We start from the raw sequence: 17330 nt of genomic DNA, 5'->3' as shown, positions 1-17330 counted from the left end.
GGGGCCGGCCTTTGTCTTTGTGGCCGCCCTTCGGCGCCGCTTTCCCGCCAGTCCCGTCAGGCCGCCGCCAGTCCCGCCCGGATTTTTTTTGCAATCAGAGCGGGAATGGGGTTTCTTCTCCTGGGAATTAATTTCCTGAGATTAAAATTAAGCTTCCCGAATCGGACCTGAGGTCGCATCGTCCGGCTGGTATTTCGCAGCCCCGGCCTGGCGCCCCGAGCGTCTGGCTGTTTTGGGCGTCGGGCAGTCTTGGGTGTCTGGGAGGTCCAGGGTCGTGATTTCGGCGCATTCCTCTGCTCCGGTCTTTTGGCCGGTGGCTGCCCACTCAGCCTTCTTCCATAGTGTGCAGCAGTTTTTGGCACCCCGGGTCTTGCGGTCCGGAGCTGCGCCAGACAGCACGCGACACTTCCGGCGGCACGGGAAAGATCCGGGCCGGAAAATGGGTGGCCCCTGAGCGCCACCTTCCAAAAGGGCACCGCAAAATAAAAGCCGCGGGCCCATCAACTCTGACCAACAGGAGGGGGATTTGAGCATGAATGATGCGGGAACGGGGCGTGAGGAGAACACGCTTCATCGGGTGATCGGCTGGCCTGCGGCCTTTTGGGTGGCGGCGGGCGTCCCCGCGCTGGTCTTGTTTTCCATTGGCGGGATCGCGGCGACTGTCGGCACGCCGAGCTGGGTGATCTGGATCATCTCGGTCGCCTTTGGCTTTATCCAGGCACATACCTATGCCGAGATCGCGGGGCTTTTCCCGTCGAAAAGCGGCGGCGCCTCGGTTTACGGGGCTTCGGCCTGGGTGCGTTATTCCAAGGTGATCGCGCCCTTGTCGGTCTGGTGCAACTGGCTGGCCTGGACGCCGGTGCTGGCGATCGGATCGGGTCTGGCGGCGGGCTATATGCTGAACGCCTTTGCCCCGGCCGATTCGGCGCTGCTGTCCTGGCAGATCACGCTGGCGGATCTGGGCTTCCTGAAAGAGGGGATCACGCTGAGGATCAACGCGACCTTCTTCATCGGGGCGGCGGTGCTGCTGGTGGTGTTTGCGATCCAGCATCGCGGTATTCTTTCAACCGCGCGGATCCAGACAATTTTCGGCATTGCGGTGATCGTGCCGTTGCTGGTGGTGGGTCTCGTGCCGCTGCTGTCGGGCAATGTCCATTCCGAGAACCTCTTCCCGCTGGTGCCGATGGCGACCGATGAGGCCGGGAATGTGGTCGACGGGATCTGGGACCGCCATGGCATCACGCTGTTCCTCGGTGGTCTCTTTATCGCGGCCTGGTCGACCTATGCATTCGAGACATCGATCTGCTACACCTCCGAGTTCCGCCGTCCGGAGCATGACACCGTGCGGGCGATCCTTTATTCGGGGCTGCTTTGCGTGGTGATCTTCACGCTCGTGCCGCTGGCCTTCCAGGGCTATCTGGGGGTTGACGGTATCCTGCAGCCGGGCATCGTCGATGGCACGGCGGTCGCCGGCGTCATGGGCGAGATGGTCGGAGGCGGCGCATTTGTCACCAAACTGATGGTGGTCCTGCTGATCCTTGCCACCATGCTGGCGATCATGACCTCGATGGCGGGCTCGTCGCGGACGCTCTATCAGGGCTCGGTTGACGGCTGGCTGCCGAAATACCTGTCCCGCGTCAATGAACACGGGGCGCCGGTCACGGCCATGTGGACGGATCTCGCCTTTAACCTGATCCTGCTGATGATGTCGGATTACCTGTTCGTGCTGGCGGTTTCCAACTGCTGCTACCTGATCTTCAACTTCCTCAACCTCAATTCCGGCTGGATCCACCGCATCGACAATGCGGATGTGCCGCGCCCCTGGCGCTGCCCGACGATCCTGATGGCGGCAGGTGTGGCGCTCAGCTTCGTCAATATGGTGCTGCTTGGCGCCGGGGCGAACGTCTGGGGGGCAGGGACGCTGATGTCGGGCATCGTGGCGGCGGCTTTGATCATCCCGGTCTTTGCCTGGCGCCATTATGTCACCGATAAGGGCAAATTCCCCGACCGGATGCTCGAAGATCTTGGCGTCTCGTCGCGCGATCTGCTGGTGAGGAAGGCCGGGATCCTGCCCTACCTGGTGCTGGCGGCCGGTATCGCGGTGGCAGCGGCCTCGAATATGTATTTCACCCTCTGATCCAGGGACAAAATGAAGAAGGCGCGCAGGGGATGTCCCTTGCGCGCCTTTTTTCATGAGTTGAGGATCGGATCAGAACGCATCCATCAGAAGGAAGGTCCCCTCCTGCCGGCGCAGCGCATCAATCTGCGGCACCAGGCGGCGGAAATGCTCGGTCTCGCAATGCAGATCAAGAGCGGCACGATCCGGCCAGGTCTCGACAAAGATGAAATGACCGGGATCTTTCTGATTGGTGAACAGATCATAGCTGATGCACAGCGCCTCGGCCTGGCTCAGCCGCACCAGTTCCTCATAAAGCGGACGCACTTCGGCAAGCGCCTCGGGGCGGATGAAATCCTGCGCGATGACTTTCAGCATGTCAGGGCTCCTTTGGTGCTTCGGGGTCGGGCTGGCCGATCCCGAGGAAGATCCTGCGCAAAGGCAGTGCCCAGGCAAGGCCGAGGCCGATAAAGATCACCGCTTCCATGAACAGCGGCATCCGCTCGCCGGGCTCAGACCACCAGGTGTCATTCGCCAGCCCGATCAGCACCAGCGTGACAAAGCAATAGACCGGCACCCCGATCACAAGGATCAGGAGCGCCAGATTTTTGCGTTTGCGGTAGCTGAGCGCCATCGGTCAGTCCGCAAAAGGGTCGGTGACGAGGATGGTGTCGTCGCGTTCCGGGCTGGTCGACAAAAGGGCAACCGGGCACTGGATCAGCTCTTCGATGCGGCGGACATATTTCACCGCAGCCCCGGGGAGGTCATTCCAGGACCTGGCTCCTTGGGTCGATTCGCTCCAGCCTTCCATCTCCTCATAGATCGGCGTGACGCGGGCCTGAAGGTTCGCGGCGGTCGGCAGATAGTCATAGCGCTCGCCGTCGAGATCATAGCCGACGCAGATCTTCAGCGTCTTGAACCCGTCCAGCACATCGAGCTTGGTGAGCGCAATGCCCGACACGCCCGAGGTCGCGCAGGTCTGGCGCACCAGCGTGGCATCGAACCAGCCACAGCGACGCTTACGCCCGGTGACAGTGCCGAATTCATGGCCGCGCTGGCCCAGACGCTCGCCGTCTTCATCGAACAGCTCGGTCGGGAAGGGGCCTTCGCCGACGCGGGTCGTATAGGCTTTGACGATCCCGAGCACGAAATCAATCGAGGTCGGGCCAAGGCCCACGCCGGTTGCCGCCATACCCGCAAGGGTGTTCGACGAGGTCACATAGGGATAGGTCCCGAAATCGACATCCAGCAGCGACCCCTGAGCGCCTTCAAACAGGATACGCTTGCCGGCGCGGCGCGCCTCGGTCAGGACTTTCCAGACCGGTTTTGCATAGGGCAGGATCTTGCCCGCAACCTCTTGCAGGGCCGCTTTCAGCGCCACCACGTCAACCGGCTCCAGCCCGAGGCCGTTGCGCAGGGCGTTGTGATGCGTCAGCAGCCGGTCGATACGGGTGTCCAGCGTTGCCTCATCGGCCAGATCCGCCACGCGGATCGAGCGGCGGCCGACCTTGTCCTCATAGGCCGGCCCGATGCCGCGCCCGGTGGTGCCGATCTTGCCGACCGAATTCTGCGCCTCGCGGGCGCGGTCCAGCTCGCCATGGATCGACAGGATCAGCGGCGTGTTTTCCGCAATGATCAGGTTGTCAGAGTTGATCTCGACCCCCTGAGCCGAAAGCTTTTCGATCTCGGCCAGCAGCGCCCATGGGTCGAGCACCACCCCATTGCCGATCACCGACAGCTTGCCGCCGCGCACAATGCCCGAGGGCAACAGCGAAAGCTTGTAGACATTACCGTCGATCACCAGCGTATGGCCGGCATTATGGCCGCCCTGGAACCGGGCAACGATATCGGCCCGCTCCGAGAGCCAGTCGACGATCTTGCCTTTACCCTCGTCACCCCATTGGGCGCCTACGACAACCACATTGGCCATTGAGCAGCCTGCCTTTGCGAAAGAAAAAATGCGGCTGAGCTATAGCGGCTGTGTCGCCCGGGGGAAACAGGAAAAACCGGTGGCAGGCCAATCCTGCCTGCACCCGCACAAACACCTGCAGGCAAATGAAAGCCGCTCGCAGGATTGCTTCTGTCGTTTTAGCGCTTACCTGTGAGGCCGCGCCCGGTCATTCTGGCGCGAGAAAACAAGCCAGGATTCGCGCGAATGTTCCTTTCGGTCTTTGATATGTTCAAAGTGGGGATCGGCCCCTCGTCGAGCCATACGATGGGCCCGATGGTGGCCGGTGCCCGCTTTCTTGACCGGCTGCGCAATTCGCCTTTCCAGGTGAAGGGGGTGCGGGCGGTGCTGCATGGCTCGCTGGCCTTTACCGGGGTGGGCCATGCGACCGACCGCGCGACGGTGCTGGGCCTCGCAGGCTTCGTGCCGGAAAGCTATGACAACGACAAGGCCGAGGCGGCGCTGGCCGCGATCCGCGCCACGAAGACGGTGACGCCGCCCGGTCTGCCGGCGCTGGCCTTTGATCCGGCCACCGATCTCAGCTTTGATTTCGGCCCGTCCTTGCCGGGGCACGCCAATGGCATGGTGCTGAAAGCGACCGATGCCGAGGGCGATGTGATATTCGAAGAGATCTATTACTCGATCGGTGGCGGTTTCGTCCTGACCGCCGGAGAGCTTGCAGATCAGGCCGGGGGCGGTGCCCGGGCAAAGGCAGATGTGCCCTGGCCCTTTGAATCCGCGGCTGAAATGCTCGAAATGTCGCAGAAATCCGGCCTGACGGTCGCGGCGATGAAACGCCAGAACGAGCTGAAATTCCGTTCGGCACCGGATCTGGATCGCGGCATGGCGCGGATCTGGGAGGTGATGAACAATTGCATCGACCGCGGCATCGAGGTCGATGGCATCCTGCCCGGCGGGCTCAAGGTGCGCAGGCGGGCAAAAGGCATCTATGACGCGCTCCAGGCCGAGCGCGGGCTGAACCTTGTGGCGCCGCATACGATCAATGACTGGATGTCGCTTTACGCGATGGCGGTGAATGAGGAAAATGCGGCCGGTGGCCAGGTGGTGACCGCGCCCACCAATGGTGCGGCCGGTGTGGTGCCGGCGGTGATCCGCTACTGGCTCGACCATGTGCCGGGCGCCTCCGCGTCGAGAGTGGGCGATTTCCTGCTGACCGCCGCCGCCATCGGGGGGCTGTGCAAACACAATGCCTCGATCTCGGGCGCGGAATGCGGCTGCCAGGCCGAGGTGGGCTCCGCCGCTGCCATGGCAGCAGCCGGGCTCTGCGCGGTGATGGGCGGCACGCCGGAACAGGTGGAAAACGCCGCAGAAATCGCGCTGGAACACCATCTCGGCATGACCTGTGACCCGGTAAAAGGCCTTGTCCAGGTCCCCTGTATCGAACGAAACGGCCTCGGCGCCATCAAGGCAGTCTCCGCCGCCTCCCTCTCCTTGCGCGGCGATGGCCAGCATCTCGTCAGCCTCGATGCCTGTATCGAGACCATGCGTCAGACCGGCCATGATATGCATGAGAAATACAAGGAAACCTCGCTGGGCGGACTGGCCGTCAACGTCCCCAATTGCTGAAGCCAGGCCTCTGGCCGGCTCCGGAAGCCTCCGGCGGGGATATTTAAGAGACAGAAAATATGCTGCTTCTATTTTCTGTCCTTAAATATCCCGGGGGTGAGGCTCCTTTTGGAGCCGAGGGGGCAGGGCCCCCTCTCTCTGCGGCCAAAAGCCTTTTGCCCTCCGGCTGCGATTGGGGTAAGCCCGGGCCCAGGCCGCGCGCCGCTGTCACAGCCCGGAGACCCCCATGCCTGCCGATCTGAACCCCATCGACAAAGCCAAATTCGTTGCCGCCAAACGGGCGGTGGAATTCGTCGAGGACGGGATGAAACTCGGGCTCGGCACCGGATCGACCGCGGCCTGGATGGTGCGCTGCCTGGCGGAGCGCGTGCGCGAAGAGGGGCTGCGGGTCACCTCGGTTGCGACCTCCAGCCGTACGGCTGAGCTGGCCACCAGCCTCGGGCTGAGTGTTCGCAGCCTTGATGAGGTGCGCTGGCTCGACCTGACGATTGACGGCGCCGATGAATTCGACCCGGATCTGAACCTGATCAAGGGCGGCGGCGCCGCGCTGTTGCAGGAAAAGATCGTCGCCACCGCCTCGGATCAGATGATCGTCATCGCCGATGCCGCGAAAGAGGTCACGCGACTTGGTGCTTTCCCGTTGCCGGTCGAGGTGATTCCCTTTGGCTGGCAGACCACCAGGGCGCTGATCGAGGAAACCCTTGTCGCTATGGATGTGATGACGCGCGATGTCAGCCTGCGGATGACCGGCGAGCGGGCGCTTGTCACCGATGAGGCCAACCATATACTCGACCTGCATCTGGGCCGGATCGGCAATCCGCGCCAGCTGGCGCTGGTGCTGAACCAGATCCCCGGTGTGGTGGAAAACGGTCTTTTCATCGATATCTGCGATATCGTGGTGATCGGGGCGCCGGATGGCAAAGTCACGGTGCGCGACATCAACACGGGCTCGGTCACCGATGATCAGATCGTGTTCGCACCCACCGACAATATTTTTGCGGATCTCGACTGATGGCTTTTGATTGCGATCTCTTTGTTATCGGCGGCGGTTCGGGCGGCGTGCGCGCCGCGCGGATGGCGGCGGCCACCGGCGCATCCGTTCAGCTGGCCGAGGAAAGCCGGATGGGGGGCACCTGCGTCATCCGGGGCTGTGTGCCGAAAAAGCTGATGGTTTTCGCCTCATCCTTCCGCGAATTGCCCTCGCAGGCCCGCGCCTATGGCTGGGATATCCCCGAGGGTCATTTCGACTGGCAGGCCTTTCGCAGCCGCCTTCATACCGAGCTGGACCGGCTGGAGGGCGTCTATCGCCGGTTGCTGGGCGGGTCGGGCGTCACCATCCATGACAGCCGCGCGAAGCTTGTCGATCCGCATGAGGTCGAGCTGGCTGACGGTCGCCGGATCTCGGCGAAACATATCCTGATCGCCACCGGCGGGCGCCCCGAACGCCCCGATCTGCCCGGTGCGGCTCTGGGGATCGGCTCGGATGACGTGTTCAATTTTGAAAAGCTGCCCGAGCGCCTCCTGATCGTCGGCGGCGGTTTCATCGCTTGCGAGATGGCCTGTATCCTCCAGGGCCTCGGCGTCCGGGTTACGCAATTCTACCGCGGCGCCCAGATCCTGCGCGGCTTTGACGAAGAGGCGCGGGGCCTTGTGGCCGAGGCGATGCGCGCCTCGGGCATCAATCTGCGTGTCGGCACCAATATCGCGGCGATGGGGCCGAAGGGCGCTTTGGAGGACGGGTTCGACGCACCGGTCTCGGAACTGCAACTCGAAACCCGCCGGGTGCCCGCAACCGCAGGGCCTTGTGCGGTCCGTTCGACCACGGGCGAATTGTGCGAGGTCGATCATGTGCTCTTCGCGACCGGGCGGCGGCCGAACAGTGACGGAATCGGGCTGGAAGAGCTGGGGATCGGTATCGGGCGGCGTGGCCAGATCGAGGTGAATGAGTACAGTCAGACCGCGGTGCCCTCGGTCTATGCCATTGGCGATGTCACCGACCGGGTGAATCTGACCCCGGTCGCGATCCGCGAAGGCATGGCCTTTGTCGATACCGTGTTCCATGGCCGGCCCACGCCGGTCGATCACGACCTGATCCCGATGGCGGTCTTTACCCAGCCCGAACTGGGCTCGGTCGGGCTGACCGAAGAGGCCGCGCGCGATCTGGGCCCGATAGAGGTCTATGCGACCAGCTTCCGCCCGATGCGCAGCGCCTTTGCCGGCTCGGAGGCGCGGGTTCTGATGAAGCTGATCGTCTGCGCCGACACGCGCCGCGTGCTGGGCTGCCATATCGTCGCGCCCGAGGCGGGCGAGATGATCCAGCTTGCCGCCATCGCGGTAAAAATGGGCGCGACCAAGGAAGATTTCGACCGCACCTGTGCGGTGCATCCCACCATGGCCGAGGAACTGGTGACGATGCGCAGCCCTGTGCGCCGGTAACGATTGCGAAAATCCTGACTTTCCCGCGAGATCGGACCGCAGCGACCCTGCTGTGGCTTGAATTCCCGGGCGGGATGCACAATTGAGATCATGATATTGTGAAGGAAAAGGACGTATCGATGGCAGGAGGTCCCTGGGGCGGAGGCGGCGGCGACGATGGTCGCGGCGGGAACCGTGGTTCTGACGACGACGGGCGCCGCGGCCCGAACGGGGGTCCGAACGGGGGCCAGAACGGCGGACCCAATGGTGGCCGGCGTCCGGAAGGCGGGGTGCCGGAAGTCGATGACCTTCTGCGCAAGGGCCAGGAACAGCTGCGCGTCCTGATGGGCGGGCGCGGTGGCCAGCGTGGCAATGGCGGCGGGCCCCGCGGTCCGCAGGGGCCGGGCCTTGGCCCGATCTTTACCAAACAGGGGCTTGTCTTTGGCGCGCTCGCGGCGGTGGCCGCCTGGGCTTTCATGTCCTTCTATACGGTGCGCCCGGAAGAACGCTCGGTCGAGCTGTTCCTCGGCGAGGCTTCGGGCATCGGCAATCCTGGTCTGAACTTTGCGGCCTGGCCGGTTGTGACCTATGAAAAGGTCCAGGTGACGGGTGAACGCACCACGGATATCGGGGCCGCCGACGGCAATGCCGGCGAGCTGATGCTGACCCGCGACCAGAATGTCGTCGATATCGGCTTCCAGGTCGTGTGGAACATCACCGATCCGCAGGCCTATCTCTTCAGCCTGGCTGATCCCGAGGAAACCATCCGCGCCGTGTCGGAATCGGCGATGCGCGACATCATTGCGCGTTCGGAACTGTCGCCGATCCTCAACCGCGACCGGGGTGCGATTTCTTCGGATCTGCGGATCGCGGTGCAATCCACGCTCGACACCTATAATGCCGGGATTCAGGTCATCCGTGTCAACCTGCGGCGCGCGCAGCCGCCATCGGACGTGGCCGATGCCTTCCGTGCGGTGCAATCGGCGCAGGCCGAACGCTCGCGGCTGGAAAACGAGGCGGACGGTTACGCCAATAAGGTGACCGCAGGCGCTCGCGGTGAGGCAGCCCGCCTGACCGAAGAGGCCGAAGCCTACCGCGCCAATGCGGTGAACTCGGCCGAGGGTGAGGCCGCGCGTTTTGTCTCGGTCTATACCGAATATGTCAAAGCGCCGGAAATCACCCGCCGCCGTCTCTATCTCGAGACGATGGAGCGTGTTTATGCCGGCATGAACAAGGTGATCCTTGACGGGGTCAGCGGTGGCCCCAATGGCCAGGGCGTGCTGCCCTTCCTGCCGCTCAATGAACTGGGACGCGGCTCTGCCGCCACCCCCGCCGCACCTGCGGCAGCCGGAGGGTCCAACTGATGCGCTCGATTGTCATTGTTCCCGTCCTGATCGCCATCGTCGTCACGGCGCTGTCCTCGGTCTTCATCGTCGATGAACGCAAAAAGGCGCTGGTGCTGCAATTCGGCCAGGTCCGGCAGATCAAGGAAGACGCCGGTCTCGGCTTCAAGATGCCCTTCATACAGGAGGTGGTCTATTACGAGGACCGTATTCTGGGCCTGAAAACCGCGCCGATCGAGGTCACGCTGCTCTCGGATCGCCGGCTGGTGGTGGATGCTTTCGCACGCTGGCGGATCTCGGATCTCCAGGCATTCCGCCAGGCGGTCGGGGCTGGTGCCGAAGAGCGTGCTCAGGCGCTTTTGAACAACATCCTGCAACAGGCGATCCCCGAGGTGCTGGGCAATACCACCCAGGACCGCGTGCTCAGCCAGGACCGCAATGCGCTGATGAACGAGATCCTGACCATCGCGCGGCGCGAAGCGCAGTCGATGGGAGTTCAGGTGATCGACGTGCGTCTGACCCGCACCGACCTGCCGGATGCCAACCTCAAGGCCACCTTTGACCGGATGCGGTCGGAACGTGACCGTGAGGCGGCTGACGAGATCGCACGGGGTGGCGAAGCCGCACAGCGCGTGCGTGCCGCCGCTGACCGGACCGTGGTCGAGGAAACCTCCTTCGCGCGTCGCAGCGCCGAGGTGATCCGCGGTGAGGCCGATGCAGAACGCAACGCGATCCTTGCCGAAGCCTATGGCGCGGACCCGGAATTCTTTGCCTTCATCCGTTCGCTCACGGCATATGAGCAGGCGCTGAAGGGGCAGAATTCCTCGATCGTGATGGAGCCGGACAGCGATTTCTTCGCCTATCTGCGCTCCCCGGGCAGCTCGGCCTATACGCCGGTCGAGACGCCGGAAAATCTGCCTGCCCCGCCGGCCGCGCCGGAGGTTGCCCCGGCGCCGCAACCGGTCCCGGCTCCGGTGGAGTGAGGCAGGCCCCGCGCAGATGCGCGCAGAACTACAGGAAAAGGGCTGGCTTTTTGCCGGCCCTTTTGATCTTCGGGGCCGGGATCGGGAGGAAGGGTGGTCCTGGCTGGTGTTCAAGGATCACAGCGATCTTTCGTGATCCTCTCAGCGTGATGCAATCTGCACGCTTGTTTCGCCTGCGGGCAGGGTTGTTCCCGATGGACCGAACGCCTGCGACAGGGGGCAGTCACGCGCCGATCCGGCCTGTTCACGCGGCTTTGACAGGACGCGACAGGGTTTGCATTGCGCGCCGCTTTGGCTCAGAGTTTCTTATGCACTTATCCGGACCGGCTTCAGGCGACTCCAGCCCGCGACGATCCGGCTGCACGTCCAAAGGAGACCAGATTTGTCCCGCCCCCACACCGATTCCCTGCGGCCCGCCCGCTTGTCCATCCGGTCCTCCGTCCTGACCGGGTTGCGCAACAGCACGATGCTGGCGCTCGCGCTCAGCGCCGGGCTTGCCTTTACTGCGCCGGCCCCGGTGCTGGCCTTCGGCGCCCCTGATACTTTCGCCGATCTTGCCGAAAAGATCAGCCCTGCGGTGGTCAATATCACAACCTCCTCCGTGGTCTCGCGCCCCTCGGATGGTGGCCCGATCGTGCCCGAAGGCAGCCCGCTTGAAGATTTCTTCAAGGATTTCGGGGGCAGGGGCAATTCCGGCCCGCAACGCTCTGAAGCGCTCGGATCGGGTTTCGTGATCTCGGAAGACGGCTATATCGTCACCAATGATCACGTCATCAAAGGCGCCGATGAGATCACCATCGAGTTTTTCGGCGGCGAGAAACTGCCGGCGAAACTGATCGGCACCGACCCGCAGACCGATATCGCCCTGTTGAAGGTCGAAACCGAAAAGCCGCTGGCCTTCGTGTCCTTCGGCAATTCCGATCTGGCAAGGGTGGGCGACTGGGTGGTCGCGATGGGCAACCCGCTTGGCCAGGGCTTCTCGGTCTCGGCGGGGATTGTTTCTGCCAGAAACCGCGAGCTTTCGGGTACTTATGACGACTATCTGCAAACCGATGCTGCGATCAACCGCGGCAATTCGGGCGGGCCTTTGTTCAATCTGGATGGCCAGGTGATCGGGGTGAATACCGCGATCCTGTCGCCGACCGGCGGCTCGATCGGGATCGGGTTCTCGATGGCCTCGAATGTGGTGACCAAGGTTGTCGATCAGCTGAAACAATTTGGCGAGACGCGGCGTGGCTGGCTCGGGGTGCGCATTCAGGACGTCACCCCGGATATTGCCGAGGCGATGGGGCTGGCCACTGCCACCGGTGCACTGGTGACCGATGTGCCGGAGGGACCGGCCAGAGAGGCGGGCATGATCGCAGGCGACGTGATCCAGCTCTTCAACGGTCAGGATGTGAAAAGCGCCGGCGATCTGACCCGGCGTGTCGCCGATGCGCCGGTGGGCGAGGCGGTTCCGGTCGTGGTGATCCGCGATGGCGGTTCCGAGACGCTGAATGTGACGCTGGGGCGGCGCGAAGAGGCAGAGCCGAAGACCTATCCGGCCTCGGCTGACCCGCAGGAGGTGCCGCAGGGGCAGCTTGAGATCCTCGGGATGCAGCTGGAACTGGTGACAGATGCGCTGCGCGATCAGCTTGGCCTGCCGGGCTCGGCCGAGGGGCTGGTGGTTGCGGGCATCGATCAGACCTCGGAAGCCTGGACCAAGGGGTTGCGCGAGGGCGATGTGATCACCGAAGTCGGCCAGCAGAAGATCGCGCGGGTGCAGGATATGAAGGACCGGATCGAGGATGCGAAAAAGGCGGGCCGCAAATCGGTGTTGCTGCGTTTCAGCCGTGGTGGCGATCAGCGCTTCGTGGCCCTGCTGGTGAAGTGAGCCCGGTTTTGAGCTGAGACTTGAACTGGGCCTGAAACCAGGGCGGCGGGGGAACCCCCGCCGCCTTTTTGCGCGGGCGGGGCCGGAGTTTCGGCGAGCGGCGATCAGAAATCCCCGACCACAAGACCCAGCTCGCGCGCGGCTGCGAGCGAGAGATGATCGGAATCGAGCCCCCGGCTTTGCTGCCAGCTCCGCAGCGCCTTGCGGGTTGGCCCGTCTGTCATCCCGGTCAGCGGCTCAAGATAAAGGCCGCGCGCCTTCAGCGCCCGTTGCAAAGTGGCGACGAATTCGGGCGTCATGACTTCGGGGCAGGGCACGCGGAACCAGACCGTGCTGCGATCCGTGACAATGCGCTGCCGGGCCTCAGACGCAAAGCGCGCCGGGGTGAGAAGCGTACCCGCCTCGTCACGGGTCTCGGGCGAGATCAGCACCTGTTCCGTAACCGTCTCGATGACGGCCGGTCGGATGTCGGATTGCCAGCAGGCGCCTTTCGGCCCCTGAGGTGGCCCCGGCTTTCCCTTCAGATCCACCAGCTCCGCCGAGAAATCGGCGCGGGTCGGGCCTGTGGGGGTGTTTGCGCTGTTGCAGGCGGCGAGGATCAGAACGAAAGGGATAAAGCAGGCGAGATGCCGCCTGCGATATGGGGTTGCCCTGTCATGGGCGAAGCCCTGATGCGGCGCAGCGAAGCAGGGCAGGTCAGAGGGGGTCATCGGCTTCTGCTCTTGTTTTCCGGTCACCGGCTGGCCCGATCCGTCCCTGAGGGTCTTGTCTGGTCCGGCGCTGCTGCGGGCACCCGCTCAGGCTGTAAGGCTATCCGCATCGCGACAGGGTGGCAACAAGCGGCAGGGGCCGGACAAGGAAAAGGCAAGGTGATCCTGCACATGGCGATCCTGCAGGGGGCCGAAAGCGGCGAGACCCCCCGTTTGTCGCAATTCGCCCGTGTGGTGACTGCTCTGGCACAGCGGCCCGGGATGACATATGTCATGGGCAAGACAGGGAATTCAGCGCCGGGCCCGGGTCACGGGCCCCAGAGAACAGACGGAAACCGGGGACGGCAATGGCGAAGATCACCTATATCGAATTCGGCGGCAAACAGCATGAGGTCGAGGTCGCCTCTGGCCTGACGGTCATGGAAGGGGCCCGCGACAATGGCATTCCGGGCATCGAGGCCGATTGCGGCGGTGCCTGCGCCTGCTCGACCTGCCATGTCTATGTCGATCCGGCCTGGGTGGATAAGATCCCGGCCAAGGATGCGATGGAAGAGGATATGCTGGATTTCGCCTGGAATCCGGATCCGCTGCGATCACGCCTGACCTGCCAGCTGAAGGTAACGCCGGCAATGGACGGGCTGATCGTGCATATGCCCGAGAAGCAGATCTGACCCCGCATGAGGGGCGCCGACGGGCGGGCTAAGATTTTTCAGAAAAAATCTTAGAAAATTTCTTAAAAGAAATTTGACCGGAATTCGATGAATTCCGGCGCCTCTGGCCGCTGTTGCACCTCAGGTCGTCAGTCGCTCGGCCTTCCTGCGCACCAGGACGCTGCGCAGGTCATGCATCGCAAGCAGCAGGGCATCGGTGACCTCGTCAAGCTGCGCATCACTGGCCTTTGACTGGGCCCATTGCGAGGTCATGTTCAGATGATCCACGGTGCGCAGGATATCATCCGTCTCGCGGGCGTCGAGCAGCGCGCGCCGCTTTGCAAGCCAGGTGCGGATCGCCTCAAGATCTGCCTCTGAAAGCTCGCGATCCCCATGTGGCCGGATAGTGCCGTTCTTCACATTGACGCTGGCGATCTCGTCCAGCTCGATCCGGCGCTGGCGGTTTTCTGTGTCCACCCGGCAGACCGAGGCCCCATTTTCCCGGATACGAAAGTAATAGGGGGGTAAGCTGTCGGACATGTCGGGACTATTCCTGGCGCCATGGGCAAAAACCGTCAATCCGGCTGATTTAAGCGCAAATTTCCGCAAAAACCAGCCCCTGCTGACGCCCGCCCACCTCAGTCGCGATTGTCGATCACCCGCAGCAAAGATCCCTCAGGATCAATCAGCGCGAACATCCGCGGCGCACCCTCCGGACGGAAAAACCCGGTGAGGCGCGGGATCCCCTCGGCTGCGAGGCCGAGCTTTTGCCATTCTCCAAGCAATGCATCCGGGTCATCCACCCGGATACAGGCCGAGAAACTGCTCTGTGCCGGATCAAGATCAGGCCAGGCGAAAAACTCCAGCTCCAGTGCGCCGCGCCCGAGGATCATCCAGCCCTCGCTGAAATAGCGCGTGGCAAAGCCGAGCCTGGCATAGAACTCTTCCGTCGCCCGCATATCGCGCGACGGCAGATTGGCGGTGATCCGGTCCTGGGTCATGGCTTCCCCCATGCTGCGCTCCACCGATCATGATCGGTGGTTACCGCTCAGACAAGGCTCGCGCAAAACCGCTGGATCCGGGCGCAGGCCTCGCGCAGCACCTCATCCGAGGTGGCGTAGCTCACGCGGAAATTCGGGCTGAGGCCGAAGGCCGAGCCGAAGACGACAGCAACCCCGGTCTCCTCCAGAAGAGCTGTTGCAAAGACCTCGTCATTGGTGATCACTACGCCTGCGGGTGTCGCCTTGCCGATACAGCCCGAGATGTCCGGATAGACATAGAAGGCGCCTTCCGGTTTCGGGCAGGTGATGCCGGTCGCCTTGTTCAGCATCGAGACCACCAGATCGCGGCGCCCCTGGAACACGCGGCGCCAGTCGGCGAGGAAGTCCTGCGGCCCGCTCAGCGCCTCGAGCGCCGCCCATTGGCTGACAGAACAGGTGTTCGAGGTCGATTGCGACTGGATCGTCCCCATCGCCCTGATCAGCGCCACGGGGCCTGCCGCATAGCCGATCCGCCAGCCGGTCATCGCATAGGCTTTCGAGACGCCATTGCAGGTCAGAGTGCGGTCATAAAGCCCCGGCTCGACCTGGGCGGGGGTGGTGAATTCGAAATCATCAAACACCAGATGTTCATACATATCATCCGACATGATCCAGACATGCGGGTGGCGCATCAGGACATCGGTCAGACCCTTCAGCTCGGCGCGGCTATAGCCCGCACCGGTCGGGTTCGAGGGCGAATTGAAGATCAGCCATTTGGTCTTTGGCGTGATCGCAGCTTCAAGCTGTGCGGGGGTGATGCGGAAATTATTCTCAAGCGTCGCGACCACCTCGACCGGGGTGCCACCGGCGAGCTGCACCATATCCGGGTAGCTGACCCAATAGGGTGCCGGGATGATCACCTCATCGCCTTTGTTCAGCGTGGCGATCAGCGCGTTGAAGAGGATCTGCTTGCCGCCGGTGCCCACCGTCACCTGGTTCGGCGTATAGGTAAGGCCGTTCTCGCGCAGGAATTTCGCGCAGATCGCGGCCTTGAGTTCGGGGATGCCATCGACGGCGGTATAGCGGGTCTTGCCCGCATCAATCGCACGCTTTGCGGCATCGCGGATATGTTCCGGCGTGTCGAAATCCGGCTCGCCGGCACCAAGGCCGATCACATCCTTGCCGGCTGCCGCCAGTTCTCGCGCCTTGTTTGTGACCGCGATCGTGGCCGAGGGTTTCACGCGGGCAAGCGTATCGGACAGAAAGGCCATTTCCGGGTCTCCGGTGGGATTGTTTGCATTTTCCGGTCTCGGGTCTTAAGTTCGCCCCCCCGTTCATACAAGCGATATCAGCAAAGGAGAGGCGTGATGGCGGAAAGCAGCACAGGACGTGAGCCGGGTGTGGATCTGGCGCCCGAGGACTGGTTCTCGGCGGATGTGGCAACCTTTGGCGACCGGCTTGCCGGTGCGCGCGAGGCGGCCGGGCTGAGCCAGGAAGATCTGGCGCAACGGCTGGGGGTGCGGCTGACCACGCTGCAGGCCTGGGAAGACGATATGGCAGAGCCGCGGGGCAACCGGCTTTCGACGCTGGCGGGGATGCTGAATGTCTCGCTCGCCTGGCTCCTCACGGCCGAGGGCGACGGGCTGGGCCTGCCGGAGGCGGAGGCAATGCCAGTGGCGCTGAGCGATGCGCTGGCCGACCTGACGCGGCTCAGGGCAAAGGCGGCGGGGCTTGTGCAGGAGATCGCAACGGTGGAAAAGCGGCTCAGACAGGCTTTGCGGCAGGAGTGAGCGATGGTTGCGAAAGAGGGGGCGGTGCCGGGAGAAAGCCATGACGCCCGGCTCCGCCGGATGCGGATGCGCAGCTGGCGCCGTGGCATTAAAGAGATGGACCTTGTGTTCGGGCCATTTGCCGATGCCGGGCTGGCGGGGCTGACGGCGGAAGAGCTGGATCTTTATGACCGGCTTTTATCCGAGAATGATCAGGACCTTCTGACCTGGGTTCTGGGCACGGTTCCCGCCCCGGACTGGACCGCGCCTTTGCTGCCGCGTATCGCGGATTTTGCGGCGACCCGGCTCGCAGGCTGATCCTTTCGCGATAAATCGCGGCAAAATCGTCGCGAGTTTACGGAATGTTTGTGCTTTGTGCTGATTCTGTCTCCGTCTGTTACGTGCGGAGCAAAGTACAAATGTCCCTCCATCAATCCGTCCTCGATGGATCGCAGAAAGCGTTCCTCTCCTGTTATCTCGACAATCTGGGCCTGGTAGAACGCCTGCACAGATTGCTGCTTGATGTCATCAAGGATGAGTTCGAGCGCCTGCGCGTGTTGGAGGTCAACCCGGTCCAGGCCCTGCTCCTGTTCAACATCGGCGAAAACGAGGTGACCGCGGGCGAGCTGAAAAGCCGCGGTTACTACCAGGGCTCGAATGTCAGCTACAATCTCAAGAAGCTGGTCGATCTTGGCTATATGCACCATCAGCGGTCTGAAATCGACCGGCGTTCGGTGCGGGTGCGGCTGACGGAAAAGGGCCGGATCCTGCGCAATCAGGTCTCGGACCTGTTCCTGCGCCATGCCGAGGGCCTCGAAAAACGCGGCGTGATCGATGTCAGCGGCATGGACGAGATCAATATCTCGCTGCGCCGCATGGAGCGGTTCTGGACCGAACAGATCCGTTATATCTACTGAGATCGCATTTTGCCCCCGGGGATGGTGCCCGGGGGCACA

Annotated in this window: 18 protein-coding genes; 11 read left to right on the top strand and 7 right to left on the bottom strand. The window is 63.2% G+C overall.

All coding sequences use genetic code 11. From position 1 onward, the window contains the following. The first annotated feature begins 532 nt into the window (after positions 1-532). Positions 533-2137 (top strand): APC family permease, encoded by a 1605-nt coding sequence (locus JC607_RS03670; RefSeq protein WP_198835619.1) that lies wholly within the window; start codon positions 533-535, stop codon positions 2135-2137. Positions 2138-2209: 72 nt separating this feature from the next. Here the strand turns inward: JC607_RS03670 and JC607_RS03665 are convergent, their stop codons facing one another. Genes JC607_RS03665 through JC607_RS03655 form a run of 3 tightly spaced genes read right to left on the bottom strand, consistent with a single transcriptional unit; the run spans position 2210 to position 4046 of the window. Then, on the bottom strand, positions 2210-2494 hold the full coding sequence (locus JC607_RS03665) for a putative quinol monooxygenase (protein ID WP_092896387.1): 285 nt from the start codon (positions 2492-2494) through the stop codon (positions 2210-2212). Position 2495: 1 nt separating this feature from the next. Further along, positions 2496-2750, bottom strand: coding sequence for a DUF2842 domain-containing protein (locus JC607_RS03660; protein ID WP_198835582.1), 255 nt, complete (start codon positions 2748-2750; stop codon positions 2496-2498). 3 nt (positions 2751-2753) lie between these two features. Next, the gene (locus JC607_RS03655) at positions 2754-4046 is read right to left on the bottom strand and encodes an adenylosuccinate synthase (RefSeq protein ID WP_198835581.1); all 1293 of its coding nucleotides are present in this window, start codon (positions 4044-4046) and stop codon (positions 2754-2756) included. Positions 4047-4271: 225 nt separating this feature from the next. Here JC607_RS03655 and JC607_RS03650 point away from each other — a divergent pair, with 225 nt between their 5' ends. The 6 genes from JC607_RS03650 to JC607_RS03625 all read left to right on the top strand — a co-directional run bounded on the left by JC607_RS03650 (position 4272) and on the right by JC607_RS03625 (position 12265). After that, positions 4272-5651, top strand: coding sequence for an L-serine ammonia-lyase (locus tag JC607_RS03650; protein WP_198835580.1), 1380 nt, complete (start codon positions 4272-4274; stop codon positions 5649-5651). Between the two features lie 226 nt (positions 5652-5877). Beyond that, positions 5878-6663, top strand: coding sequence for a ribose-5-phosphate isomerase RpiA (gene rpiA, locus JC607_RS03645; RefSeq protein WP_198835579.1), 786 nt, complete (start codon positions 5878-5880; stop codon positions 6661-6663). Then, the gene (gene gorA / locus JC607_RS03640) at positions 6663-8087 is read left to right on the top strand and encodes a glutathione-disulfide reductase (protein ID WP_198835578.1); all 1425 of its coding nucleotides are present in this window, start codon (positions 6663-6665) and stop codon (positions 8085-8087) included. The genes rpiA and gorA overlap by 1 nt, the downstream gene beginning before the upstream one ends. A 119-nt stretch (positions 8088-8206) precedes the next feature. Next, complete coding sequence (gene hflK / locus JC607_RS03635) at positions 8207-9430, top strand: FtsH protease activity modulator HflK (RefSeq protein ID WP_198835577.1); 1224 nt, start codon at positions 8207-8209, stop codon at positions 9428-9430. Further along, positions 9427-10392 (top strand): protease modulator HflC, encoded by a 966-nt coding sequence (hflC, locus tag JC607_RS03630; protein WP_198835618.1) that lies wholly within the window; start codon positions 9427-9429, stop codon positions 10390-10392. Before hflK ends, hflC begins: the two co-directional genes overlap by 4 nt. A gap of 466 nt (positions 10393-10858) precedes the next feature. Further along, positions 10859-12265, top strand: a complete 1407-nt coding sequence (locus tag JC607_RS03625; protein WP_198835617.1) for a Do family serine endopeptidase — start codon at positions 10859-10861, stop codon at positions 12263-12265. Between the two features lie 104 nt (positions 12266-12369). On the opposite strand, the gene JC607_RS03620 is transcribed toward JC607_RS03625, so the two are convergent. Continuing rightward, the gene (locus JC607_RS03620) at positions 12370-12975 is read right to left on the bottom strand and encodes a peptidoglycan-binding protein (RefSeq protein ID WP_198835576.1); all 606 of its coding nucleotides are present in this window, start codon (positions 12973-12975) and stop codon (positions 12370-12372) included. Positions 12976-13322: 347 nt separating this feature from the next. Here JC607_RS03620 and JC607_RS03615 point away from each other — a divergent pair, with 347 nt between their 5' ends. Continuing rightward, positions 13323-13646 (top strand): 2Fe-2S iron-sulfur cluster-binding protein, encoded by a 324-nt coding sequence (locus JC607_RS03615; protein ID WP_092896405.1) that lies wholly within the window; start codon positions 13323-13325, stop codon positions 13644-13646. 120 nt (positions 13647-13766) lie between these two features. On the opposite strand, the gene JC607_RS03610 is transcribed toward JC607_RS03615, so the two are convergent. The 3 genes from JC607_RS03610 to JC607_RS03600 all read right to left on the bottom strand — a co-directional run bounded on the left by JC607_RS03610 (position 13767) and on the right by JC607_RS03600 (position 15876). Beyond that, positions 13767-14165: a hypothetical protein gene (locus JC607_RS03610; protein ID WP_198835575.1), complete on the bottom strand. Its 399-nt coding sequence runs from the start codon at positions 14163-14165 to the stop codon at positions 13767-13769. A 98-nt stretch (positions 14166-14263) separates the two neighbouring features. Continuing rightward, positions 14264-14626 (bottom strand): bleomycin resistance protein, encoded by a 363-nt coding sequence (locus JC607_RS03605; RefSeq protein ID WP_198835616.1) that lies wholly within the window; start codon positions 14624-14626, stop codon positions 14264-14266. A 47-nt stretch (positions 14627-14673) separates the two neighbouring features. Further along, positions 14674-15876, bottom strand: coding sequence for a pyridoxal phosphate-dependent aminotransferase (locus JC607_RS03600; protein ID WP_198835574.1), 1203 nt, complete (start codon positions 15874-15876; stop codon positions 14674-14676). A gap of 96 nt (positions 15877-15972) precedes the next feature. Between JC607_RS03600 and JC607_RS03595 the strand changes: the two genes are divergently transcribed. From JC607_RS03595 to JC607_RS03585, 3 genes are all read left to right on the top strand, one after another. Beyond that, on the top strand, positions 15973-16395 hold the full coding sequence (locus tag JC607_RS03595) for a helix-turn-helix transcriptional regulator (protein ID WP_198835573.1): 423 nt from the start codon (positions 15973-15975) through the stop codon (positions 16393-16395). A 3-nt stretch (positions 16396-16398) separates the two neighbouring features. Next, the gene (locus JC607_RS03590; RefSeq protein ID WP_233092598.1) at positions 16399-16692 is read left to right on the top strand and encodes a succinate dehydrogenase assembly factor 2; all 294 of its coding nucleotides are present in this window, start codon (positions 16399-16401) and stop codon (positions 16690-16692) included. A gap of 101 nt (positions 16693-16793) precedes the next feature. Next, positions 16794-17291, top strand: coding sequence for a MarR family winged helix-turn-helix transcriptional regulator (locus JC607_RS03585; protein WP_198835572.1), 498 nt, complete (start codon positions 16794-16796; stop codon positions 17289-17291). Positions 17292-17330 lie beyond the last annotated feature (39 nt).

The sequence above is a fragment of the Paracoccus sp. IB05 genome, from assembly GCF_016405985.1.
GTDB lineage: Bacteria > Pseudomonadota > Alphaproteobacteria > Rhodobacterales > Rhodobacteraceae > Pseudogemmobacter.
Note: the sequence above shows the minus strand (reverse complement) of the source record. Positions and strands in the feature narration are given on the sequence as shown.